Raw genomic sequence first — 17,408 nt, forward strand, 5'->3', positions numbered from 1 at the left:
CCGCCGGCCGTCCCGGGTGACGGCTGCGATCCCGGGGTCGCCGGGGCCGGGGAGGGGCAGTGGTGGGCGTCGTCGCTGGTCAGCGGGCCGTCCCGACCGGAACTTCTCGGTTGCAGGATGAAACGCTAGTGTGACTCACAGCACGCGCCCAGTCACTCCACACCCGAGAGCACCAGGTGGCCGCCCGACCGGGCCACCGCACCACCGCGACCACGCCACCGCCCCCGGGCACCGGCGCGGTCCCCCCGCTCTGGCCTGCACGTTCCCCGAACGAGATGGACTGACGATGAAGTCACCTGTCACCCGCCGCCGCGCCCACGTCGGCGCGCTCGTCACCACGGCGGTGTTGTCCGCCGGCCTGGTGGCGCCCGCCGTCGCCGCCGCGGCACCGGCACCGGCGGCCCCAGCCGCCACCCCGCAGCTCGCCGCCTTCCGGAACACGTCACTGCCCTTCGACGTGCGGGCCGCGGACCTGGTCGCGCGGATGACCCGGGCGGAGAAGATCCAGCAGTTCCGCGCCGAGCGGCAGCACAACGCCGGCGTCGCCCCCGCGATCCCGCGCCTGGGCGTCGCCGCCTACGACTACTGGAACGAGGCGCTGCACGGCGTCGCCCGCGCGGCGGAGGACCAGAAGCGGGAGCTCAACCAGGGCGGCGAGGCCACCGAGTTCCCCACGGGCCTCGGCATCGCGGCCACCTGGAACCCGGAGCTGGTGAAGCGGATGGCGGCGGCGACCTCGGACGAGGCGCGCGCCATGAACAACTTCGCCTCCCCGGGCGTGGCCGCGGCCAACAAGGGCCTGACCTACTGGTCGCCGACGATCAACATGGACCGCGACCCGCGCTGGGGCCGCGCCGAGGAGACCTACGGCGAGGACCCGTTCCTCACCTCCGCGATCGGCGGGCAGTTCGTCGTCGGCATGCAGGGCGAGGACGAGAAGTACCTCAAGACGGTCGCGACGCCCAAGCACTACCTGGCCAACAACTCCGAGAACAACCGGCACACCGGCAGCTCGAACGTCAGCGAGGCGGAGCTGCGCGAGTACTACACGCCGGCCTTCGCCGCGCTGGTCGGCGAGTACGGCGCCGGGTCGCTGATGACCTCCTACAACGAGGTCAACGGCACCCCGGTCTCGGCCAGCAAGGAGCTGGTGGAGGACCTCGCCCGGCGCACGTTCGGTTTCGACGGCGCGGTGGTCTCCGACTGCGACGCCATCCGGGACGTGTGGCAGACCTCCAACCACAACTGGACGCCGCCCGGCTTCTCCGCACCGCTCACCGCGCCCCAGGCCGTGGCCTGGACGCTCAAGACCGGCGTCGACCTGGACTGCATGGACCAGGACTACCCGACCCACCTGGAGCAGTCCTACGCCGAGGGCAACGTCACCGAGGCCGACATGGACGTCTCGCTGACCCGCACCTTCACCCTGCGCATGCGCACCGGCGAGTTCGACCCCGCCGACCAGGTGCCGTGGCGCAACGGCGAGTACACGATCGAGAACCAGGTCTCCAGCCCCGAGCACCTGGCGATCTCCCGGCAGATGAGCGACGAGGCCGTCGTGCTGCTGAAGAACGACGCCCCGGCGCAGGGGGCGGCTCCGGCGCTGCCGCTCACCACCGAGGACGCGGACAACGTGGTCGTCGTCGGCCCGCTGGCCACCACCGAGGTGCACGGCGACTACTCGCCCACCCGCATCGCGGAGAACTCCAACGCGCTGCAGGGCATCGAGAAGGCGGTGCAGGCGAGCAACCCCGGCGCCGAGGTCACCTACATCTCGGGCATGAACAAGACCGGCCTGGAGAACAAGCGCAAGCCGTCGGTCGGCTCGCCGGTCGCGCCGGCCGCCGGCCAGGCGGCCACGCCCGCCGCGGTGCGGTTCCTCGACGCTGCGGGCAACGAGCTGGGCCGGGTCAGCCCGGAGACGATCCTGCGCAGCCACATGTTCTCCGGCTGGCGCGGGGTGCAGCCGTGGAGCAACCCGGCGACGGCCTACAACAGCATGCAGACCCTCGGGGCATGGAACGGCTGGTTCGGCGCCGACGTCGACGTCCCGGCCGGCACGGCCAGCGTCGAGGTCCGGCAGGGCAGCGCCAACTCCACCCTCGAGGGCGGTCGCTTCGACGTCCGCATCGGCTCGCGGGACGGCGAGGTCGCCGGTTCCGTGCCCGCCGCCGGCGCCACGGCGTCGACGGCGTACGCGGGCCCGACCGGCGCGCAGACGCTGTACTTCGTCTACGAGAACGACTCCTTCCAGCCCCAGCTGACGCCGGCGGAGGAGCAGACCATCCGCGACGCGGACGCGGTCGTGACCTACGTGGGCACCATCGCGGGCAACAACTCGACCACCCCGGCGATCCAGGGCAACCCCTCGGACTCCTCCGAGGACGAGGACCGGCCCGACATCGAGCTGCCCCGCGGCCAGGCCGACCTGGTCAGCACCGTCGCCGGGCTCAACCCGCGCACCGTGGCCTGGATCCAGTCGGTGAGCACCGTAGACATCGAGCCCTTCAAGGACTCCGCCGCGGCGATCGTCTGGTCGACCTACAACGGCATGTACCAGGGCGACACGGTGGGCCGGGTGCTGTTCGGCACCGTCAACCCCAGCGGGAAGCTGCCGTTCACGCAGTACTCGGACATCGAGCAGCTCGCGGACGCCCGCGACTACGTGATGACCCCGACCGAGGGCCGCAACGGCCGCAGCTACCAGTACTTCACCGGCGACGTCACCTACCCGTTCGGGCACGGGCTCTCGTACTCGCAGTTCGAGTACTCGAACCTGCAGGTCGGCAAGCACTACGACCCGGACGACACCGTCGAGGTGACCGTCGACGTGCGCAACACCTCCGACGTCGACGGCTCCGAGGTGGTGCAGGCCTACGTGTCCTCGCCGAAGGCCGGGGACGCGATGCGGCCCGACCAGCAGCTGAAGAGCTTCGAGAAGGTCTCCGTCCCGGCGGGTGAGACGCGCACCGTCACGCTGGAGATCGAGGCGGAGGACCTCTGGTTCTGGGACACCAAGGCCGACCGGAAGACCTACGACCTGGGCCGCTGGACGCTGCGGGTGGGGGCCTCCTCGGACGCCGCCACGGCGCTCACCGGCACCTTCACCCTCGGTGGGGCGCTCAAGCCCGGCATCGGTGTGGTGGCCGCGATCCCCGACGGCGTGGTGCTCAACACCGCGACGCCGGACAACGCGATCCACGCCAACCTCTCCGCGACGCGGGACGACGACTCGTTCTACGACCTGTCCAAGTTCAACGTCCGGTACGAGAGCTCGGACCCGAAGGTGGCGAAGGTCGACCGGACCGGTGCGGTGAAGCCGGTCGGTGCCGGCGTCGCGACGATCACCGCCACGGTGGTCGCCGAGGGCGACACGCAGTCGACGACCTTCCCGGTCGTCGTGCGCAACGGTGCCCTGGTGGACGGCGACGTCACGGTCGGCGACCGGCTGGTGTCCTTCGCGGACACCCGGGCCCGGCTGGCCGACGCCAAGCGCGGGGTGGCCCTGAAGGCGGCGCTCACCCCGGCTGCCGAGGGCGTGACCTACACCTACCGGGTGGCGCTGAACGAGGACAACACCGCGGGGGCGACGGTGACCGCCGACGGGCGGCTGACCGCCACCCAGCGCGGTGAGGTGCGGGTGACCGTGGTGGCCGACGTGGCCGGCACGAAGTACTCGCGGACGGCGACCGTGACGGTCGACTAGCCGTTCCCGACCAGCTGAGGGCCACCGGCCCGGCGCCTCCACGGGCGTCGGGTCGGTGGCCCTCGGTGCGTCCGGGTGCCTCGTGAGCTGTCCGGAGGTCGGCGCCGCCGAGGGCGGCCACCGCCCGGGTCGACCCGCGTCACCGGACGTCGAGCCGCGCTGTGACGCGGCTCGACGTCCGGTGGACCGGGTCGACCCGGCTGGCAGCCTGTGGCCCCCGCTCGCTCCCACGACGTCACTGGGCGGGGGCGACCGCCAGGTCGGTGGCGGTGGCCGCCTGCTGGGGCTCGTCGCCGGCGCGGCGCAGGGCGGCGTCGTGCGCGGCCATCTCCGCCTGCCGGACCGGCTCCTCGTCCAACAGCGCGGCGTTGAGCCAGGCCTCCGGGGTGCCGAACGCGTCGACCAGCGTGCGCATGTGCGGCCGCAGCTCGCGCAGCAGGTCGTTGACCACGCTGGTCAGGGTCTTGGCCCGGGCCGGGGTGAGCCGGCCGTGCTGCAGGAACCAGCCCTTCTCCGCCTCGATGGTGGTCAGCGCGTAGAGGTCGCACACCCGCCCGAGCAGCGCCTTCGCGGCCGCGTCGGGGGTGCGCTCGATGCCGGCGACGAACGCCTCGAGCACGATCCGGTCGACGTGCGCCTGCGCGGCGGCCAGCACGTGGTCCTGCACGTCGTTGAAGACGTCGAACGGGCGGTCGCGCTTGGTGGCGGCGTTCTTCCGCAGCCGCTTCACGGCGCCGTCCAGCACGTGCTGCTCGCGGTCCTCGAACGCCCGCAGCTGCCAGCCGCGGTCGAGCACCGACACCTCCTCGTCCCGCCCGGGGACGGCGTCGACCAGCCGCTGGATCAGCCCGCGGGCGGCGGTGCGCTCCAGCACGGTCTCCCGCACCTGGTCGGCGACGAACTGCGCGCGGCCCCAGCCGTCGAGCGAGCCGAAGGCGTCCCGGTAACCGGTGAGCAGGCCCTTGGCGACCAGCTGCATGAGCACCGTGTTGTCGCCCTCGAAGGTGGTGAAGACGTCGACGTCGGCCCGCAGGCCCGGCAGCCGGTTCTCCGCCAGGTAGCCCGCGCCCCCGCACGCCTCGCGGCACAGCTGGACGGTGGCCGTGGCGTGCCAGGTCTGCGCCGCCTTGAGCCCGGCGGCCCGGGACTCCAGCTCCCGCTGCACGGACTCGTCGGCGGGCTCGGGTGCTGAGAGCACGTCGTGCATCGTGCAGATCAGCTCCTCCTGCGCGAAGGCCAGCGCGTACGTGCGGGCCAGCGCCGGCAGCAGCTTGCGCTGGTGCACGAGGTAGTCGTTGACCACGACCTCGCGGTCCTCGCCGGGGGCGGCGAACTGCCGGCGCACGTCGCCGTACCGGACGGCGATCTCCAGGGCCACCTTCGCCGCCGAGGACGCCGAGCCGCCGACGCTGACCCGTCCGCGCACCAGCGTGCCGAGCATGGTGAAGAAGCGCCGGGTCTCGTTCTCGATCGAGGAGCTGTAGGTGCCGTCGGGGGCGACCTGGCCGTAGCGGTCCAGCAGCATGTCCCGCGGCACCGTGACGTGGTCGAAGCCCAGCCGGCCGTTGTCGACCCCGAGCAGCCCGGCCTTGGAGCCGTCGTCGCCGATGGTCACGCCCGGCGCGGGGGAGCCGTCGGCGTCCCGGATCGGCACCAGGAAGGCGTGCACGCCCCGCCCCTGCCCCTGGGTGACCAGCTGGGCGAACACGACCGCCATCCGGCCGTCCTGGGCGGCGTTGCCGATGTAGTCCTTGCGCGCCGCGGCGTGCGGGGTGTGCAGGTCGAAGGTCTGCGTCGCGGGGTCGTAGGTGGCTGTCGTGCGCAGCTGCTGGACGTCGGAGCCGTGGCCGGTCTCGGTCATCGCGAAGCAGCCGGGCAGGTCGAAGGACAGGATCGCCGGCAGGTACGCCTCGTGCTGGCGGGCGTTGCCCAGCGCCTGCACCGCGCCGCCGAACAGCCCCCACTGCACGCCGGCCTTGACCATCAGCGACAGGTCGGCGAAGGCGAGCATCTCGATCGCGGCGACCGAGCCGCCGGCGTCGTCCGAGCCGCCGTACGCGGCCGGGAAGGCCAGCCCCACCTGGCCGGTGGCGGCCAGCTTCGCGGCCAGGCCGGTGACCCGGGCCCGCGCCTCGGCCATCGACTCCCCGTGGACGACGGCGTACTCGGCGGTGCCCAGCTGGTCGCGGGCGTCCTGGCGCACGTGCGCCCAGCGGCCGTCGAGCACCTGCTGGACCACACGCGGGTCGACGGGCTGGAGTGCGGGGCTGCCGGTCATCTCTCCTCCTCAGGGTGTGCGCGGGGTGACGACGCCGCCGAGCCCGGCCCAGGCCAGGTCGGTCAGCGAGGCGGCGAGCTGGGTGCGGGGCATCGGGCGGTCGGCGCGCAGCCACCAGTCGGCGGCGGCCCGGACACCGCCGATGACGCTGTGCCCCCACGGGACGGCGGCGGCGGTGTCCTGCCCGGCGTTGCGCAGGGCGGCGGCCACCAGCGCGCCCAGCTCGTCGCCGACGAGGTCGGAGAGGCTGGTCAGCGGGTCGTCGCCGTCGGTGGGGAGCTGGTGGGAGACCACGAAGCGGTACACCTCGGGGTCGGCCTCCAGGAAGTGCAGGTAGGTCTCGACGGCGGCGGCGACCATCTCGCGCGGGTGGTCGCTGCTGCCGATGGCCTCGCGCAGCTTGCGGGTCAGCTGCTCGGCGACCCGGGTGCAGACGGCGACGTACAGCTCGTTGCGGTCGGTGAAGTGCCGGTAGACGACGGTCTTGCTGGTGCCCGCCTCGGCCGCGATCTCGTCCATGCCGACGCCGGCGCCGTGCTTGCCGACGGCGGTGAGCGTGGCCTGCACCAGCTGCTCGCGCCGGGCGCGGCGGTGCTCGTCCCAGCGCGAGCTGCGCCGGTCGCGCGGCTGCGTCGTCGGAGCGTCCACGGCACGAACGGTACCTGGTACTTTGAGTACCGCCCACCACCCGTGAGGGCCATGTTCGCGAAGATGGCCGGAGACCAACGGAGGTCCTCGATGGCAGCGCAGACCCGCCAGGCCGCGATCGTGGGGGGCAACCGCACCCCGTTCGCCCGCGCCAACTCCACCTACGCCCGGGCGAGCAACCAGGACATGCTCACCGCGGCCCTCGACGGGCTGGTCGCCCGCTTCGGGCTGCAGGACCAGCAGGTCGGCGAGGTCGTCGCCGGTGCGGTGCTCAAGCACTCCCGCGACTTCAACCTCACCCGCGAGGCCGTGCTCGGCTCCCGGCTGTCGGCAGCCACCCCGGCCTACGACGTCCAGCAGGCGTGCGGCACCGGGCTGGAGGCGGCCGTGCTGGTCGCCAACAAGATCGCCCTCGGCCAGGTCGAGTCGGGCATCGCCGGCGGCGTGGACACCGCCTCCGACGCCCCGGTCGCGGTGAACGAGGACCTGCGCCGGGTGCTCATGGAGCTCAACCGCGCGAAGACGGTGCAGCAGCGGCTCAAGGCGCTCACCGGGCTGCGGCCCGGGCACCTGTCGCCGTCCGTGCCGAGCACCTCCGAGCCGCGCACCGGGCTGTCGATGGGCGAGCACGCCGCGGTCACCGCCGCGCAGTGGGAGATCGGCCGCACCGAGCAGGACGAGCTGGCGCTGGCCTCGCACCGCAACCTGGCCGCCGCCTACGAGCGCGGCTTCTTCGACGACCTGGTCACCCCGTACCTGGGCCTGGCGCGCGACAACAACCTGCGCCCGGACACCTCGATGGAGAAGCTGGCCAAGCTCAAGCCGGTGTTCGGCACGGGCGCCGACGCCACGATGACGGCGGGCAACTCCACGCCGCTCACCGACGGGGCCTCGGCCGTCCTGCTGGCCAGCGACGAGTGGGCCGCCGAGCGCGGGCTGCCGGTGCTCGCCCACCTGGTCGACGCGCAGACCGCGGCGGTCGACCACGTGCACGGCGGTGAGGGGCTGCTGATGGCTCCCGTGCACGCCGTCCCGGTGCTGCTGGCCCGCAACGGCCTGACGCTGCAGGACTTCGACTTCTACGAGGTCCACGAGGCCTTCGCCTCCACGGTGCTGGCCACGCTCAAGGCGTGGGAGGACGCCGCCTACTGCAAGGACACGCTCGGCCTGGACGCCCCGCTGGGCGCGATCGACCGGTCGAAGCTCAACGTCGCAGGGTCCTCGCTGGCCGCCGGGCACCCGTTCGCCGCGACCGGCGGGCGGATCGTGGCCACGCTGGCCAAGCTGCTCGCCGAGGCCGGGCCCGGCAAGCGCGGGCTGATCAGCATTTGCGCCGCCGGCGGCCAGGGCGTCGTCGCGATCCTCGAGTCCTGATCCTCCTGGCTCACCGTGCGTGCTCCGGGCTCACCTCCTGCCGTGAGCTCGGAGCACGCACGATCAGGTGACCTGATCCCGGCCCGCGCACCCACCGACGCAAGGACGACGACATGAGCGACTGGTACCGCGACTTCGCCAACTCCGGCCTCGGCGCGACGATCACCAAGCAGCTGGGCCTGCCCCGGCCGGTGGAGCTGCGCCGGTACTCCCCGGGTCAGCCGCTGCTGCCCGGCCCCGCGGTGGTCGGCGCGGCCGGGCAGGGCCGGCTGCAGGAGCAGCTCGCCGGGTTGCTGATCGACGCCGGGGTCACCGTGAGCAGCCCCGAGGCGGAGGGCGAGCGGCTGTCGGCCGTGCTGCTCGACGCCACCGGGCTCACCGGCCCCGCCGACCTGGCCGCGGCGCACGCGCTGCTCGGCCCGGCGGTGAAGCGGCTCGCGCCCAGCGGCCGGGTGCTGGTGCTCGCCGACCCGCCGGCCGAGGCCGACAGCCCCGCGCAGGCCGCGGCCCGGCAGGCGCTGGAGGGTCTGGTCCGTTCGCTGGCCAAGGAGCTGCGGGCCGGCGCGACCGCGAACCTGGTGCTGGTCCCCGCCGGCGCCGAGCACGGCCTGGCCGGCCCGGTGCGGTTCTTCCTCTCCGGCCGGTCGGCCTACGTCGACGGGCAGGTGCTCACCCTCACCGCGGCCGACGTCCCGAGCGCGCAGGACGACGACCGCCCGCTGGCCGGGCGCACCGCGGTGGTCACCGGCGCCGCCCGCGGCATCGGCGCGGCCATCGCCCGGGTGCTGTCCCGCGACGGTGCGCACGTGGTGCTGGTCGACGTCCCGGCGGCGGGGGAGTCCCTCGCCGCGGTGGCCAACGAGGTCGGCGGGACGGCGGTCGCCATGGACATCACCGCCCCCGACGCCGGCCCCCGGCTGGCCCGCCAGCTCGTCGCCCGGCACGGCGGCGCCGACGTGGTCGTGCACAACGCCGGCATCACCCGCGACAAGCTGCTGGTCAACATGGACGCCGACCGCTGGAACGCGGTGCTCGCGGTGAACCTGCAGGCCCAGCTCGACCTGACCCAGGCGCTGCTCGACACCGAGGGCGCGCTGAAGGCCGGCGCCCGGGTGGTCAGCGTCAGCTCGCAGTCGGGCATCGCCGGCAACCGCGGGCAGACCAACTACGCGGCGTCCAAGGCCGGGATCATCGGCATGGTGCGCGCCTGGGCGCCCGCCTTCGCCGCCCGCGGGGCCACCGTCAACGCCGTCGCGCCCGGGTTCATCGTCACCGAGATGACCGCGAAGATGCCGCTGGGCACCCGGGAGGTCGGTGCGCGGCTGAACTCGCTGCAGCAGGGCGGGCTGCCGGTCGACGTCGCCGAGACCATCGCCTGGCTGGCCCAGCCGGCCAGTGCCGGGGTCAACGGCCAGGTCGTGCGGGTCTGCGGCCAGTCGCTGGTCGGCGCATGACGACGGCGTCGCTGCCCCGGCTGTTCGTCACGGCGGCGCTCACCGCGCGCGGCCGGGGCGGCGAGCTGCCCGGCACCCGGCTGGCCCGGGAAGGGGTGACCGTCGACCCGGCGCGGCTGGCCGCCTACTCCGCCGTCTGCGGCTTCCCGCTCACCGGCGCGCTGCCGGTGACCTTCCCGCACCTGCTGGCCTTCCCGCTGCAGACCGCCCTGATGACCGAGCGGGCGTTCCCGCTGGCGCTGCCCGGGCTGGTGCACGTGCGGCAGCAGATCGCGACGACCGGGCCGATCGCCACCGGTGAGCCGCTGGACGTCGAGGTGTGGGCCGAGCGGTTCGCCACCCACCGGCGGGGCGCGACCGTCGACCTGTGCGCGGCGGTCTCGGCCGGTGGCACCGAGGTGTGGCGGGGGCGCTCGACCTACCTGGCCCGCGGGGCGAGCGCGCCCGACGGCGCCCCCGAGTCCGACGTCGACGTGCGCGTGGGCGCGCTGGAGCGGACGAGCGCGCGGTGGCGGGTGCCCGCCGACGCCGGACGGCGCTACGCCCGGGTCTCCGGCGACGTGAACCCGATCCACCTGTCGGCGCTGACCGCGCGGGCGTTCGGGTTCCCGCGGGCGATCGCGCACGGCCTGTGGGTCGAGGCCCGCGCGCTGGCGGCGCTGTCCGGGCGGCTGCCCGACGCGCTCACCGTGGACGTCGCCTTCCGCAAGCCCCTGCTGCTGCCCTCGACGGTCGAGCTGGCCACCGCCCGCGCCGGCGCCGGCTGGGACCTCGCCGTCCGGGGCCGGGAGGGTGTCGAGCACCTGGTGGGCACCGTCCGTCCCACCTGACCCGTCCCGCGTGGTGCAGCCGGACGGACTCCTCCGCCTCGCCTAGGCTCCTCTCCGGCGTGCAGCCGTCACCGTGCGGCGCGGACAACCGGGGGAGGGGCACCGTGGACCCGATCCGTGGTCGGCGCGAGGACGAGGACCGCACCCAGAGCTGGGACCTGGTGTCCGAGCCGGGCCGGCCGCTGCGGCGGGGGCTGCCCCCGGTGCCGGGCCGGGCGCCCGCCGCGCGCCCGGTGACCCGCGGTGCGGCCGACACCGACCAGCGCTGGGACGCGACCGCGACCGACGTCCGGCTCGAGCACGTCGACCCGTACGGCGCCCACCCGTACGGCGCCCACCCGTACGAGGACGACCGGTACACCGACCGCTGGGACGACGACCGCTGGGACGACGTCCCCGAGGACGACGGCAGGCGGCCGCGCGACCCGCTGTGGCAGGTCGCGGTGCGCGGCGTCGGCCAGCTGCTGGTGACCGCCGGCCTGGTGGTGATGCTGTTCGTGTTCTACGAGGTCTACGTGACCGACTTCCTCAACGACCGGACGCAGGGACAGCTCAGCGCCCAGATCCACGAGCAGTGGGACGCCGCACCGGCCGACCCCGCCGCGGACCAGGTGGCTCCGCCGGTGGGGCAGCCGGTAGCCGTCGTGCACATCCCGCGGCTGGGCGAGGACTACGAGAAGGTCGTCCTGGAGGGCACCACCGAGGACGAGCTGTCCCAGGGGCCGGGCCACTACGTGGGCAGCGCGCTGCCCGGGCAGCAGGGCAACCTGGCCCTGGCCGGGCACCGGGTGGGCAAGGGGTCGCCGTTCCTCGACGCCGACAAGCTGCTGCCCGGCGATCCGATCGTGGTCGAGACCGCCTCGAGCTGGTACGTCTACCGGGTCCTCGGCACGCCGGGCACCACCGACTACGGCGTCGACGCCAACGGCGTGCCCGGCCAGCAGATCGTCACCCCGGACCGGGTCGACGTGATCGCCCCGGTGCCCGGCGGCAACGAGGCGTCCGCACCGGCAGGCGCGTACCTGACCCTGACCACCTGCCACCCCAAGTACTCCGCGCGGCAGCGGCTCATCGTGCACGCCGTCCTCGAGGGTGGCGCCATCAGCAAGGCCGAGGCGCCCGACGGCCCGCCGGCACTCCAGGAGGGCTGACCGTGTACGGCTGGATCTGGCGGCACCTGCCCGGCCCGACGGCGAGCAAGGCGGTGCTGGCCCTGGTGCTCGTGCTCGCCGTGGTGGCGCTCCTGCTGTTCGTCGTCTTCCCGTACGTCGAGCCCCGGCTGCCCTTCAACGACGTCACCGTCGACCAGTAGAAGGACCCCGTCGCCCCCCACGCCACGCTCCGCGTGGCGCGGGCCCCTGCGACGGGGCCGGGGGACGGCGGGGTCCTGGGGCTGCTGAGGTCAGCGGCCGCTGCGGCTGGGGCGGCGTCCCTGGCGGGAGCCCGAGCGTGAGCCGGGGCGGGACTTCCGGCCGGCGCCCTCGCGGGGAGCGCCCTCGCGGCCCGGGCCGCGGCCCTTGGCCGGGCCGGCGCTGCACGGGCGGCAGGTGCTGAACCACGGCGCGATGGACGTGCCGCACTCGACGCACTTGCCGGAGCGGCCGATGGCGATCGCGTCGGGCAGCAGCTCGGTGATCGTCTCGGCGCAGGCGTCCTCGAGGTCGGCGGCGTCGTCGCTGTCCAGACCGGCGACGCCGGGGAACTGGCGCAGCAGGGTCTGGGCGTCACGGGCCGCGGCCGCGGTCTGCTCGTAGTCCTCGACGGTGCCCTTGACCGGGTACTCCGGCAGGATCGTCTCGACCGGCACCGGCAGGCCGATGGCGTGCTGCAGGGCGGCGCGGGCCAGCACCAGCCAGCGGGTGCGCCGCGGCGGGTTGTAGTCGATCGCCAGGTTGACCAGGCGCCAGACGGTCTGCAGGTCGCCGGCCTCACCGAGCGGCCCCTTGAGCATGGGCAGCAGGGCGTGCACGCGCAGCACCAGGCTGGTGACGTCGTCGGCGGTCATGCCCTCGTCGCGGGTCGCGGCGCGGGCCCAGGCCGACCAGCGCATGAGCGCCTCGGGCAGGTCGACGGCCTCGTGCGCGCCGAGGTCCTCGAGCTCGGGGCGCAGTCGCGGCATGCGCTTGGGCAGGTCGCTCATCTCGTCGCCGCGGGCGACGGCGGCGCCGGCCCCGACCAGGGCGCCGACCGGCTTGAGCCCGGCCACCCCGATCAGGATGCCGACCTGACCGTGACCGGTGAGGCCGTAGCGGCCCGCGCGCCCGGCGATCTGGGCGACCTCCCAGGTGCGCAGCGGGCGCAGCTCCTGGCCGTCGAACTTGGTGGTGTCGGCGAAGAGCACCGTCGTGGCCGGCACGTTGATGCCGTGGCCGATGACGTCGGTGGTGACCAGGACGTCGAGCTCGCCCTTGGTGAACCGGTCGATCACGTCGCGCCGGGTGGCCGGGGGCAGCGCGCCGTACAGGACGCCGACCTTGCCCGGCCGGTGCTGGTCGAGCTCGGCGGCGACGGCGTAGACGGTCTTGCGGGAGAAGGCCACGACCAGCGTCTGCGGCTTCACGCCCTCGGCGCGCACGGGGGAGCGCAGGACGTCGAGGCGGGACAGCCGCTTGTGGTTGACGACCTGCACCTGCTGGGCGTCGGTCACCAGCGGCTTGAGCACCAGGTAGGCCTCGGCGGCGGAGATCAGGTGCATCTCGCGGTACTCGCCGGTGAGCAGCAGCCGCGCCCAGTGGTGGCCACGGTCGGGGTCGGTGACCCAGTGCGACTCGTCGAGCACGAGCATCTCGCCGCGGTCGGGGGCCTTCTCCACGGTGCAGCAGACGATCGGCGCGAAGGGGTCGATCTCCTCCTCACCGGTGGACAGGCCCACGGTGCCGGCGGGCAGCTGGGCGGAGAGCTTGGCGTAGGCCTCGTGCGCGAGCTGGCGCAGCGGGGCCGCGTAGACGCCCGAGCCGGTGGCGGCCAGCGCCTGCAGCGACTCGTAGGTCTTGCCGGAGTTCGTGGGGCCGAGGTGGAAGACGACCTTCTCGGGCCGGGTGGCGCGGGTGGGCAGCTCGGGGGCGGCGCCGTCGACCCAGATCTGCTGGGCGCGCTTCTCGTCGCGCGCGGCGGTGCGGTCGGCGTCACGGGCCGCGGTCTGGCGGGCGGCGGAGCGCTCGCGGCGGCGAGCGGGGGCGTGCGGGGGGACGGTCACAGGCAGGCAGGTCCATTCGAGGCTGGGGCAGGCGGGAGGAGGTCGACGCGCGTGGGCGCGGACCTACACGGAGTGGAACGCCGCCGTCCTCGTCATCATGCCCTACCTGACGACCAGACGGCTCCCAGCGGGATTTTAGGAAGAATCTGCCCGGCGATCAAGGCCAAAGATCCGGACTGGTCTCGTTTCGTAGTCACATCCTGCCCGTGATCTGCACGGATGTGCACACATCACGTTTCGATAACGCGACGCACCATCGGCTCGGCGGCGCGCGGCGGGGTGGTCGTGCGGTGGTCGAGTGCCCCCAGCGCCCGGACCTCCGGGTGACGAGCCCGGCGTTCCGGGCACCATCTCCCCAAGGGAGTTCGACGTGCGCTTCTCCTCCCCGACCCGTCGTGCCGCCGGCCTGCTGGCCGTCACGACCATCGGCCTGTCCACCGCTGTCCTCAGCGTCACCGGCGTCGCCTCGGCCGCCGACTTCCAGCCCGACGGTGGCAGCTACACCTTCACCAGCAGCGCCCCGTACGACGGCGAGGACACCTCCTACGACGTCTTCGACGCGACCGGCCTGGTCATCCCGACCGGGTACTGCGGCGTCGAGTGGGACGTCAACGCCGCGGTCGGGGGCAGCTCGAGCATGGGCGTCAAGGTCCCGGGCCACAGCCGGTCGGGGACCACCCTCGTCGAGGCCGGTCAGGAGTACGTCTTCGCCATCGGGGCCGACGGCGGCAACGCCACGGCGCCCCGTGAGGAGGTCGTGGCCGACCCCGCGGACGAGTCGGTCGTCCCCGCGCCCGCCGTCGCGGGTGCCGGCGGCACCGGCGGCGCCGAGGGCGGGCAGCCCGGTATCGGCAACGAGGTCGACGGCTGGGGCGGCGGTGGCGGCGGTGTCACCTCGATCAGCCTGGACGGTGAGATCATGGTCTCGGTGCACGGCGGCAGGGGTGGCTCGAACCAGGAGGAGCCCGACACCGGTGGCTCCGGCGGCGGCGTCGACGTCGCGCCGGACGGCTTCGACCTGGGCGGCCCGCTCGCCGACGGCGCGCGCGTCTCCGGCACGGTCGTCCCCTGCGAGACGCCGCTCCCCGAGCCCACCGACCCGGGCACGACCGACCCCGGCACCGAGACCCCCGGCACCGAGACCCCCGGCGACTCCGGCAACGGCGACTCCGACGGGGACCACGAGTACGTCACCGGCGCGCCGCAGGCGAACTGGGTCTCCGGCGTGGAGAACGGCCTGGAGTTCCAGCTCTGGATCACCACGCTGGACGCCGAGAACCCGGTGACCGGCGTCGAGTACACCCTCGACGGCGGCGCGACCTGGCAGGGCGTCGCCACCGAGAACATGCAGGACTTCCAGTACTCCGGCACGATCACCGGCCTCGAGGCGGGCGCGACCTACTCGGTCTCCTTCCGCTTCACGACGAAGAACGGCGTGACCGAGGCCTCGGAGACCCTCACCGGCCGCACCGCCGTCCCCGGCCCGCGGGACGTCAAGGCCGTCGCCGGCCCGGCCTCCATCAAGGTGAGCTGGACGCCCCCGGCCATCACGGACGAGGTCGCCGGCTACGTCGTCGTCGGCGCCCCCGAGGGCGCGCAGAGCAGCGCCGGCTCGATCGAGTGCCAGCCCACCGCTGCGCTGGGCACCTCCTGCGCCATGCCCGCCGTCCCCGGCACCACCTACTCCCTGAGCGTGCACTCCCTGGACGCCACCGGTGACAAGCTCGGCAGCTCCGACTGGATCACCGTCGGGCCGGTCCTCGCCTCGTCCGTCGCCTCCTCGCTCCCCAAGGCCGATGGCACGCTGACCAGCAGTGACGCTGACGGCAAGGTCGTCGCCGGTGAGCAGATCACCATCAGCGGCAAGGACTTCCTGCCCGGCTCCACCGTCGACCTGGTCGTCTACTCCACGCCGGTCAAGCTCGGCACCGCCACCGTGCTCGCCGACGGCACCTTCAGCGCCACGGTCACCCTGCCCAAGGACCTCGCCAACGGCACCCACCACCTGGTGGCCTCCGGCGTCGACGTCAACGGCAACCCGCGGGTCCTGGTCGTCGAGGTCACCGTCTCCGGTGGCACCGCCGTGCTGGCCATGACCGGCTTCTCGGCGCTGCCCTTCGCCGGCGCCGGTGCGCTGGCCCTGATCGCCGGTGGCGGCCTGCTGGTCGTCTCCCGTCGTCGTCAGGCCGCCTGACCCACCAGCACCACCTGCTCGCCGCTCCGGCCCCGTCCCGCATCCGCGGGGCGGGGCCGGAGCCCGTTGCGGGCAGGTGCCTCGCCGCGTGACCCCCGGGCCGTCGTCTCGGGCGCGTGTGCGGGGGCGTCGCGCCGCGGGGCTCGCGGCCGGCCGGTAGATCCGCCGCGCCGGCCTCGCTGCGGAGGTCTCCGCGGACCGTCGCCCGGTCGTGACGCGGGCAACAGCCAACTGCGGCCCGCAGGGCGCCGCCCGGACCCCGGTCCGTAGCATCAGCCGGCAGCGGCACGGGGGCGGCGACGCGTCCGTGCAGCCAGGAGGGCTCGCCTAGTGGCCGATGGCGGCGGTCTTGAAAACCGCTATGGGGTTACACCCATCGTGGGTTCGAATCCCACGCCCTCCGCTCCCGCGCACGTCGCCCGGCACACCGGCCCGCGCGCCACGCCGACCGCGCCCCGGGCTCCGGAGGTCATCGACCGCCGCAGCCGCTCAGATCGCACGGTCACCGTGAAAGCCCAGGTCACCCGGGTCGTCCTGTCGACTCGTTGACCTCCGGCAGGGCGGTCACCGGCTGCGGGGAGGCGTCCCGCAACGATTGGGTGACGCGAGGGTCCGGGGTGTCGTCCGGAGGTCCTCGTCGCACCCGGCGCCGCCCTACCTTTCGGCTGTCCGCGGCACTTCCCGCCGCGGCGGACACCGAGGAGAGCCGCGTGCCCCAGCCCGCACCGCGCACCCGCCCGGCCCCGGACGACGCCGACCGGTCGCTGGTCCAGCCGCCCCTGCCCGCGCGGGCGGGTGGGCGGTGATGCTGTTGTGGCCCGCCGTCGCGGGACTCGGCTTCCTCCTCCTCGCCGGTCTGGTGGTCGCGCTCGGCCGCAGCTCGACCGCGCGGTACGAGAGCGAGCGCAACCGCGTGCAGCAGCCGCTCCCGCAGGTCCCCGAGCCGGCGTCCGCCGTCGTCCCCGCCACCGTCCCGGCCGCCGCAGCGCCGTCCGCCGGGGACGGCGCGCCCGCCCCGGCCGGTCGCGTGCCGGAGCTCACCGACCCGGCGCCCGCCGGTCGCGCCCTGGAGGCCATGGGGAGCGTGGCCACGCTGCCGCAGGCCCGCCCGGCCGGCCTGCCCCTCGGTGAGGGTGCGGCCCCGGCGTGGTGGCTGGTGACCGAAGGGGAGCACCGGGTGCTCTCCGGGCCCTTCGCCGACCGCGTGGCGGCCGAGTGGGCCCTGGTCTGCGAGTCGGCCGGCGCACCGGTGCACGCGCTGTACGGCGTGCGCCGTCCGGACGGCGGGGTGGCGCGGCGCCAGACCCCCGAGGAGCTGGCCTGGCTGGCCGAGCTCGGCGACCAGCTCGACCGGCTGCCGCAGGAGTGGGACGAGCGGATGGACGACGACGACCCGATGGTGACCCTGGTGGTGGAGGTCGCCGCGGCGCTGGTCGAGTCCGGCCTCCCGGTGCACGACTGCGCCGGCGACGGTGCGGCCGGCGGCGTGTGCCTGACCCCGGAACCGGGGTGCGACGGCGTCCTGGTCAGCTGGCACCAGCACGACCGGATGAGCCGCGACCAGGTGCGCGGTGCCGACGCGGTGACCGCCGTGCAGCGGACGATGAACGCCGCGGTCGCCCAGTGCCTCGAGACGCTGGGCTTCCTGGTCGCCCCGGTCGGCTCGGCGGGCTGCTCGCTGGTGATCGACGCGCGGCCCGCGCGCTGACGCGGCCGGCCGCCGGGGCC

At 74.3% G+C, this 17,408-nt stretch carries 11 protein-coding genes and 1 tRNA gene; 9 read left to right on the forward strand and 3 right to left on the reverse strand.

Annotation, left to right across the window (positions count from 1 at the left end):
- The first annotated feature begins 286 nt into the window (after positions 1–286).
- On the forward strand, positions 287–3,706 hold the full coding sequence (locus ACGBYP_RS14880) for a glycoside hydrolase family 3 N-terminal domain-containing protein (RefSeq protein ID WP_411585383.1): 3,420 nt from the start codon (positions 287–289) through the stop codon (positions 3,704–3,706).
- Between the two features lie 235 nt (positions 3,707–3,941).
- On the opposite strand, the gene ACGBYP_RS14885 is transcribed toward ACGBYP_RS14880, so the two are convergent.
- Together ACGBYP_RS14885 and ACGBYP_RS14890 are read right to left on the reverse strand one after the other, a co-directional pair.
- Positions 3,942–5,984: an acyl-CoA dehydrogenase gene (locus tag ACGBYP_RS14885; RefSeq protein WP_411585384.1), complete on the reverse strand. Its 2,043-nt coding sequence runs from the start codon at positions 5,982–5,984 to the stop codon at positions 3,942–3,944.
- 9 nt (positions 5,985–5,993) lie between these two features.
- The gene (locus ACGBYP_RS14890) at positions 5,994–6,632 is read right to left on the reverse strand and encodes a TetR/AcrR family transcriptional regulator (protein ID WP_411585385.1); all 639 of its coding nucleotides are present in this window, start codon (positions 6,630–6,632) and stop codon (positions 5,994–5,996) included.
- A gap of 90 nt (positions 6,633–6,722) precedes the next feature.
- Here ACGBYP_RS14890 and ACGBYP_RS14895 point away from each other — a divergent pair, with 90 nt between their 5' ends.
- The 5 genes from ACGBYP_RS14895 to ACGBYP_RS14915 all read left to right on the forward strand — a co-directional run bounded on the left by ACGBYP_RS14895 (position 6,723) and on the right by ACGBYP_RS14915 (position 11,602).
- Complete coding sequence (locus ACGBYP_RS14895; RefSeq protein WP_411585386.1) at positions 6,723–8,006, forward strand: acetyl-CoA C-acetyltransferase; 1,284 nt, start codon at positions 6,723–6,725, stop codon at positions 8,004–8,006.
- A gap of 113 nt (positions 8,007–8,119) precedes the next feature.
- Positions 8,120–9,460 (forward strand): 3-oxoacyl-ACP reductase, encoded by a 1,341-nt coding sequence (locus ACGBYP_RS14900; RefSeq protein WP_411585388.1) that lies wholly within the window; start codon positions 8,120–8,122, stop codon positions 9,458–9,460.
- Entirely contained in the window at positions 9,457–10,290 is an 834-nt protein-coding gene (locus ACGBYP_RS14905) for a MaoC family dehydratase (RefSeq protein ID WP_411585390.1), read from the forward strand. Before ACGBYP_RS14900 ends, ACGBYP_RS14905 begins: the two co-directional genes overlap by 4 nt.
- A 104-nt stretch (positions 10,291–10,394) precedes the next feature.
- On the forward strand, positions 10,395–11,441 hold the full coding sequence (locus ACGBYP_RS14910; RefSeq protein ID WP_411585391.1) for a class E sortase: 1,047 nt from the start codon (positions 10,395–10,397) through the stop codon (positions 11,439–11,441).
- Between the two features lie 2 nt (positions 11,442–11,443).
- Positions 11,444–11,602, forward strand: coding sequence for a hypothetical protein (locus ACGBYP_RS14915; RefSeq protein ID WP_269177671.1), 159 nt, complete (start codon positions 11,444–11,446; stop codon positions 11,600–11,602).
- 90 nt (positions 11,603–11,692) lie between these two features.
- On the opposite strand, the gene ACGBYP_RS14920 is transcribed toward ACGBYP_RS14915, so the two are convergent.
- A complete protein-coding gene (locus ACGBYP_RS14920; protein WP_411585393.1) occupies positions 11,693–13,486 on the reverse strand; it encodes a helicase-related protein in 1,794 nt (597 codons plus the stop codon).
- 370 nt (positions 13,487–13,856) lie between these two features.
- On the opposite strand from ACGBYP_RS14920, the gene ACGBYP_RS14925 reads away from it, so the two are divergent.
- The 3 genes from ACGBYP_RS14925 (at position 13,857) to ACGBYP_RS14935 (ending at position 17,388) form a co-directional block, all read left to right on the forward strand.
- Positions 13,857–15,680 carry a hypothetical protein gene (locus ACGBYP_RS14925; protein WP_411585394.1) on the forward strand — a complete coding sequence of 608 codons (1,824 nt, stop codon included), beginning with the start codon at positions 13,857–13,859 and terminating at the stop codon, positions 15,678–15,680.
- 316 nt (positions 15,681–15,996) lie between these two features.
- Positions 15,997–16,083, forward strand: a tRNA-Ser gene (locus tag ACGBYP_RS14930).
- A gap of 402 nt (positions 16,084–16,485) precedes the next feature.
- Positions 16,486–17,388 carry a hypothetical protein gene (locus ACGBYP_RS14935; protein WP_411585395.1) on the forward strand — a complete coding sequence of 301 codons (903 nt, stop codon included), beginning with the start codon at positions 16,486–16,488 and terminating at the stop codon, positions 17,386–17,388.
- Positions 17,389–17,408: the final 20 nt, after the last annotated feature.

Origin of the sequence: Modestobacter sp. SSW1-42 (assembly GCF_046635825.1) — a bacterium.
In the GTDB taxonomy this organism is placed as follows: domain Bacteria; phylum Actinomycetota; class Actinomycetes; order Mycobacteriales; family Geodermatophilaceae; genus Modestobacter.

Excerpts from the sequence above, each read along its gene's own strand:
- ACGBYP_RS14935 (WP_411585395.1), top strand. The coding sequence starts at position 16,486 with ATGCTGTTGTGGCCCGCCGTCGCGGGACTCGGCTTCCTCCTCCTCGCC.
- ACGBYP_RS14885 (WP_411585384.1), bottom strand. The coding sequence starts at position 5,984 with ATGACCGGCAGCCCCGCACTCCAGCCCGTCGACCCGCGTGTGGTCCAG.
- ACGBYP_RS14895 (WP_411585386.1), top strand. The coding sequence starts at position 6,723 with ATGGCAGCGCAGACCCGCCAGGCCGCGATCGTGGGGGGCAACCGCACC.
- ACGBYP_RS14880 (WP_411585383.1), top strand. The coding sequence starts at position 287 with ATGAAGTCACCTGTCACCCGCCGCCGCGCCCACGTCGGCGCGCTCGTC.
- ACGBYP_RS14905 (WP_411585390.1), top strand. The coding sequence starts at position 9,457 with ATGACGACGGCGTCGCTGCCCCGGCTGTTCGTCACGGCGGCGCTCACC.
- ACGBYP_RS14900 (WP_411585388.1), top strand. The coding sequence starts at position 8,120 with ATGAGCGACTGGTACCGCGACTTCGCCAACTCCGGCCTCGGCGCGACG.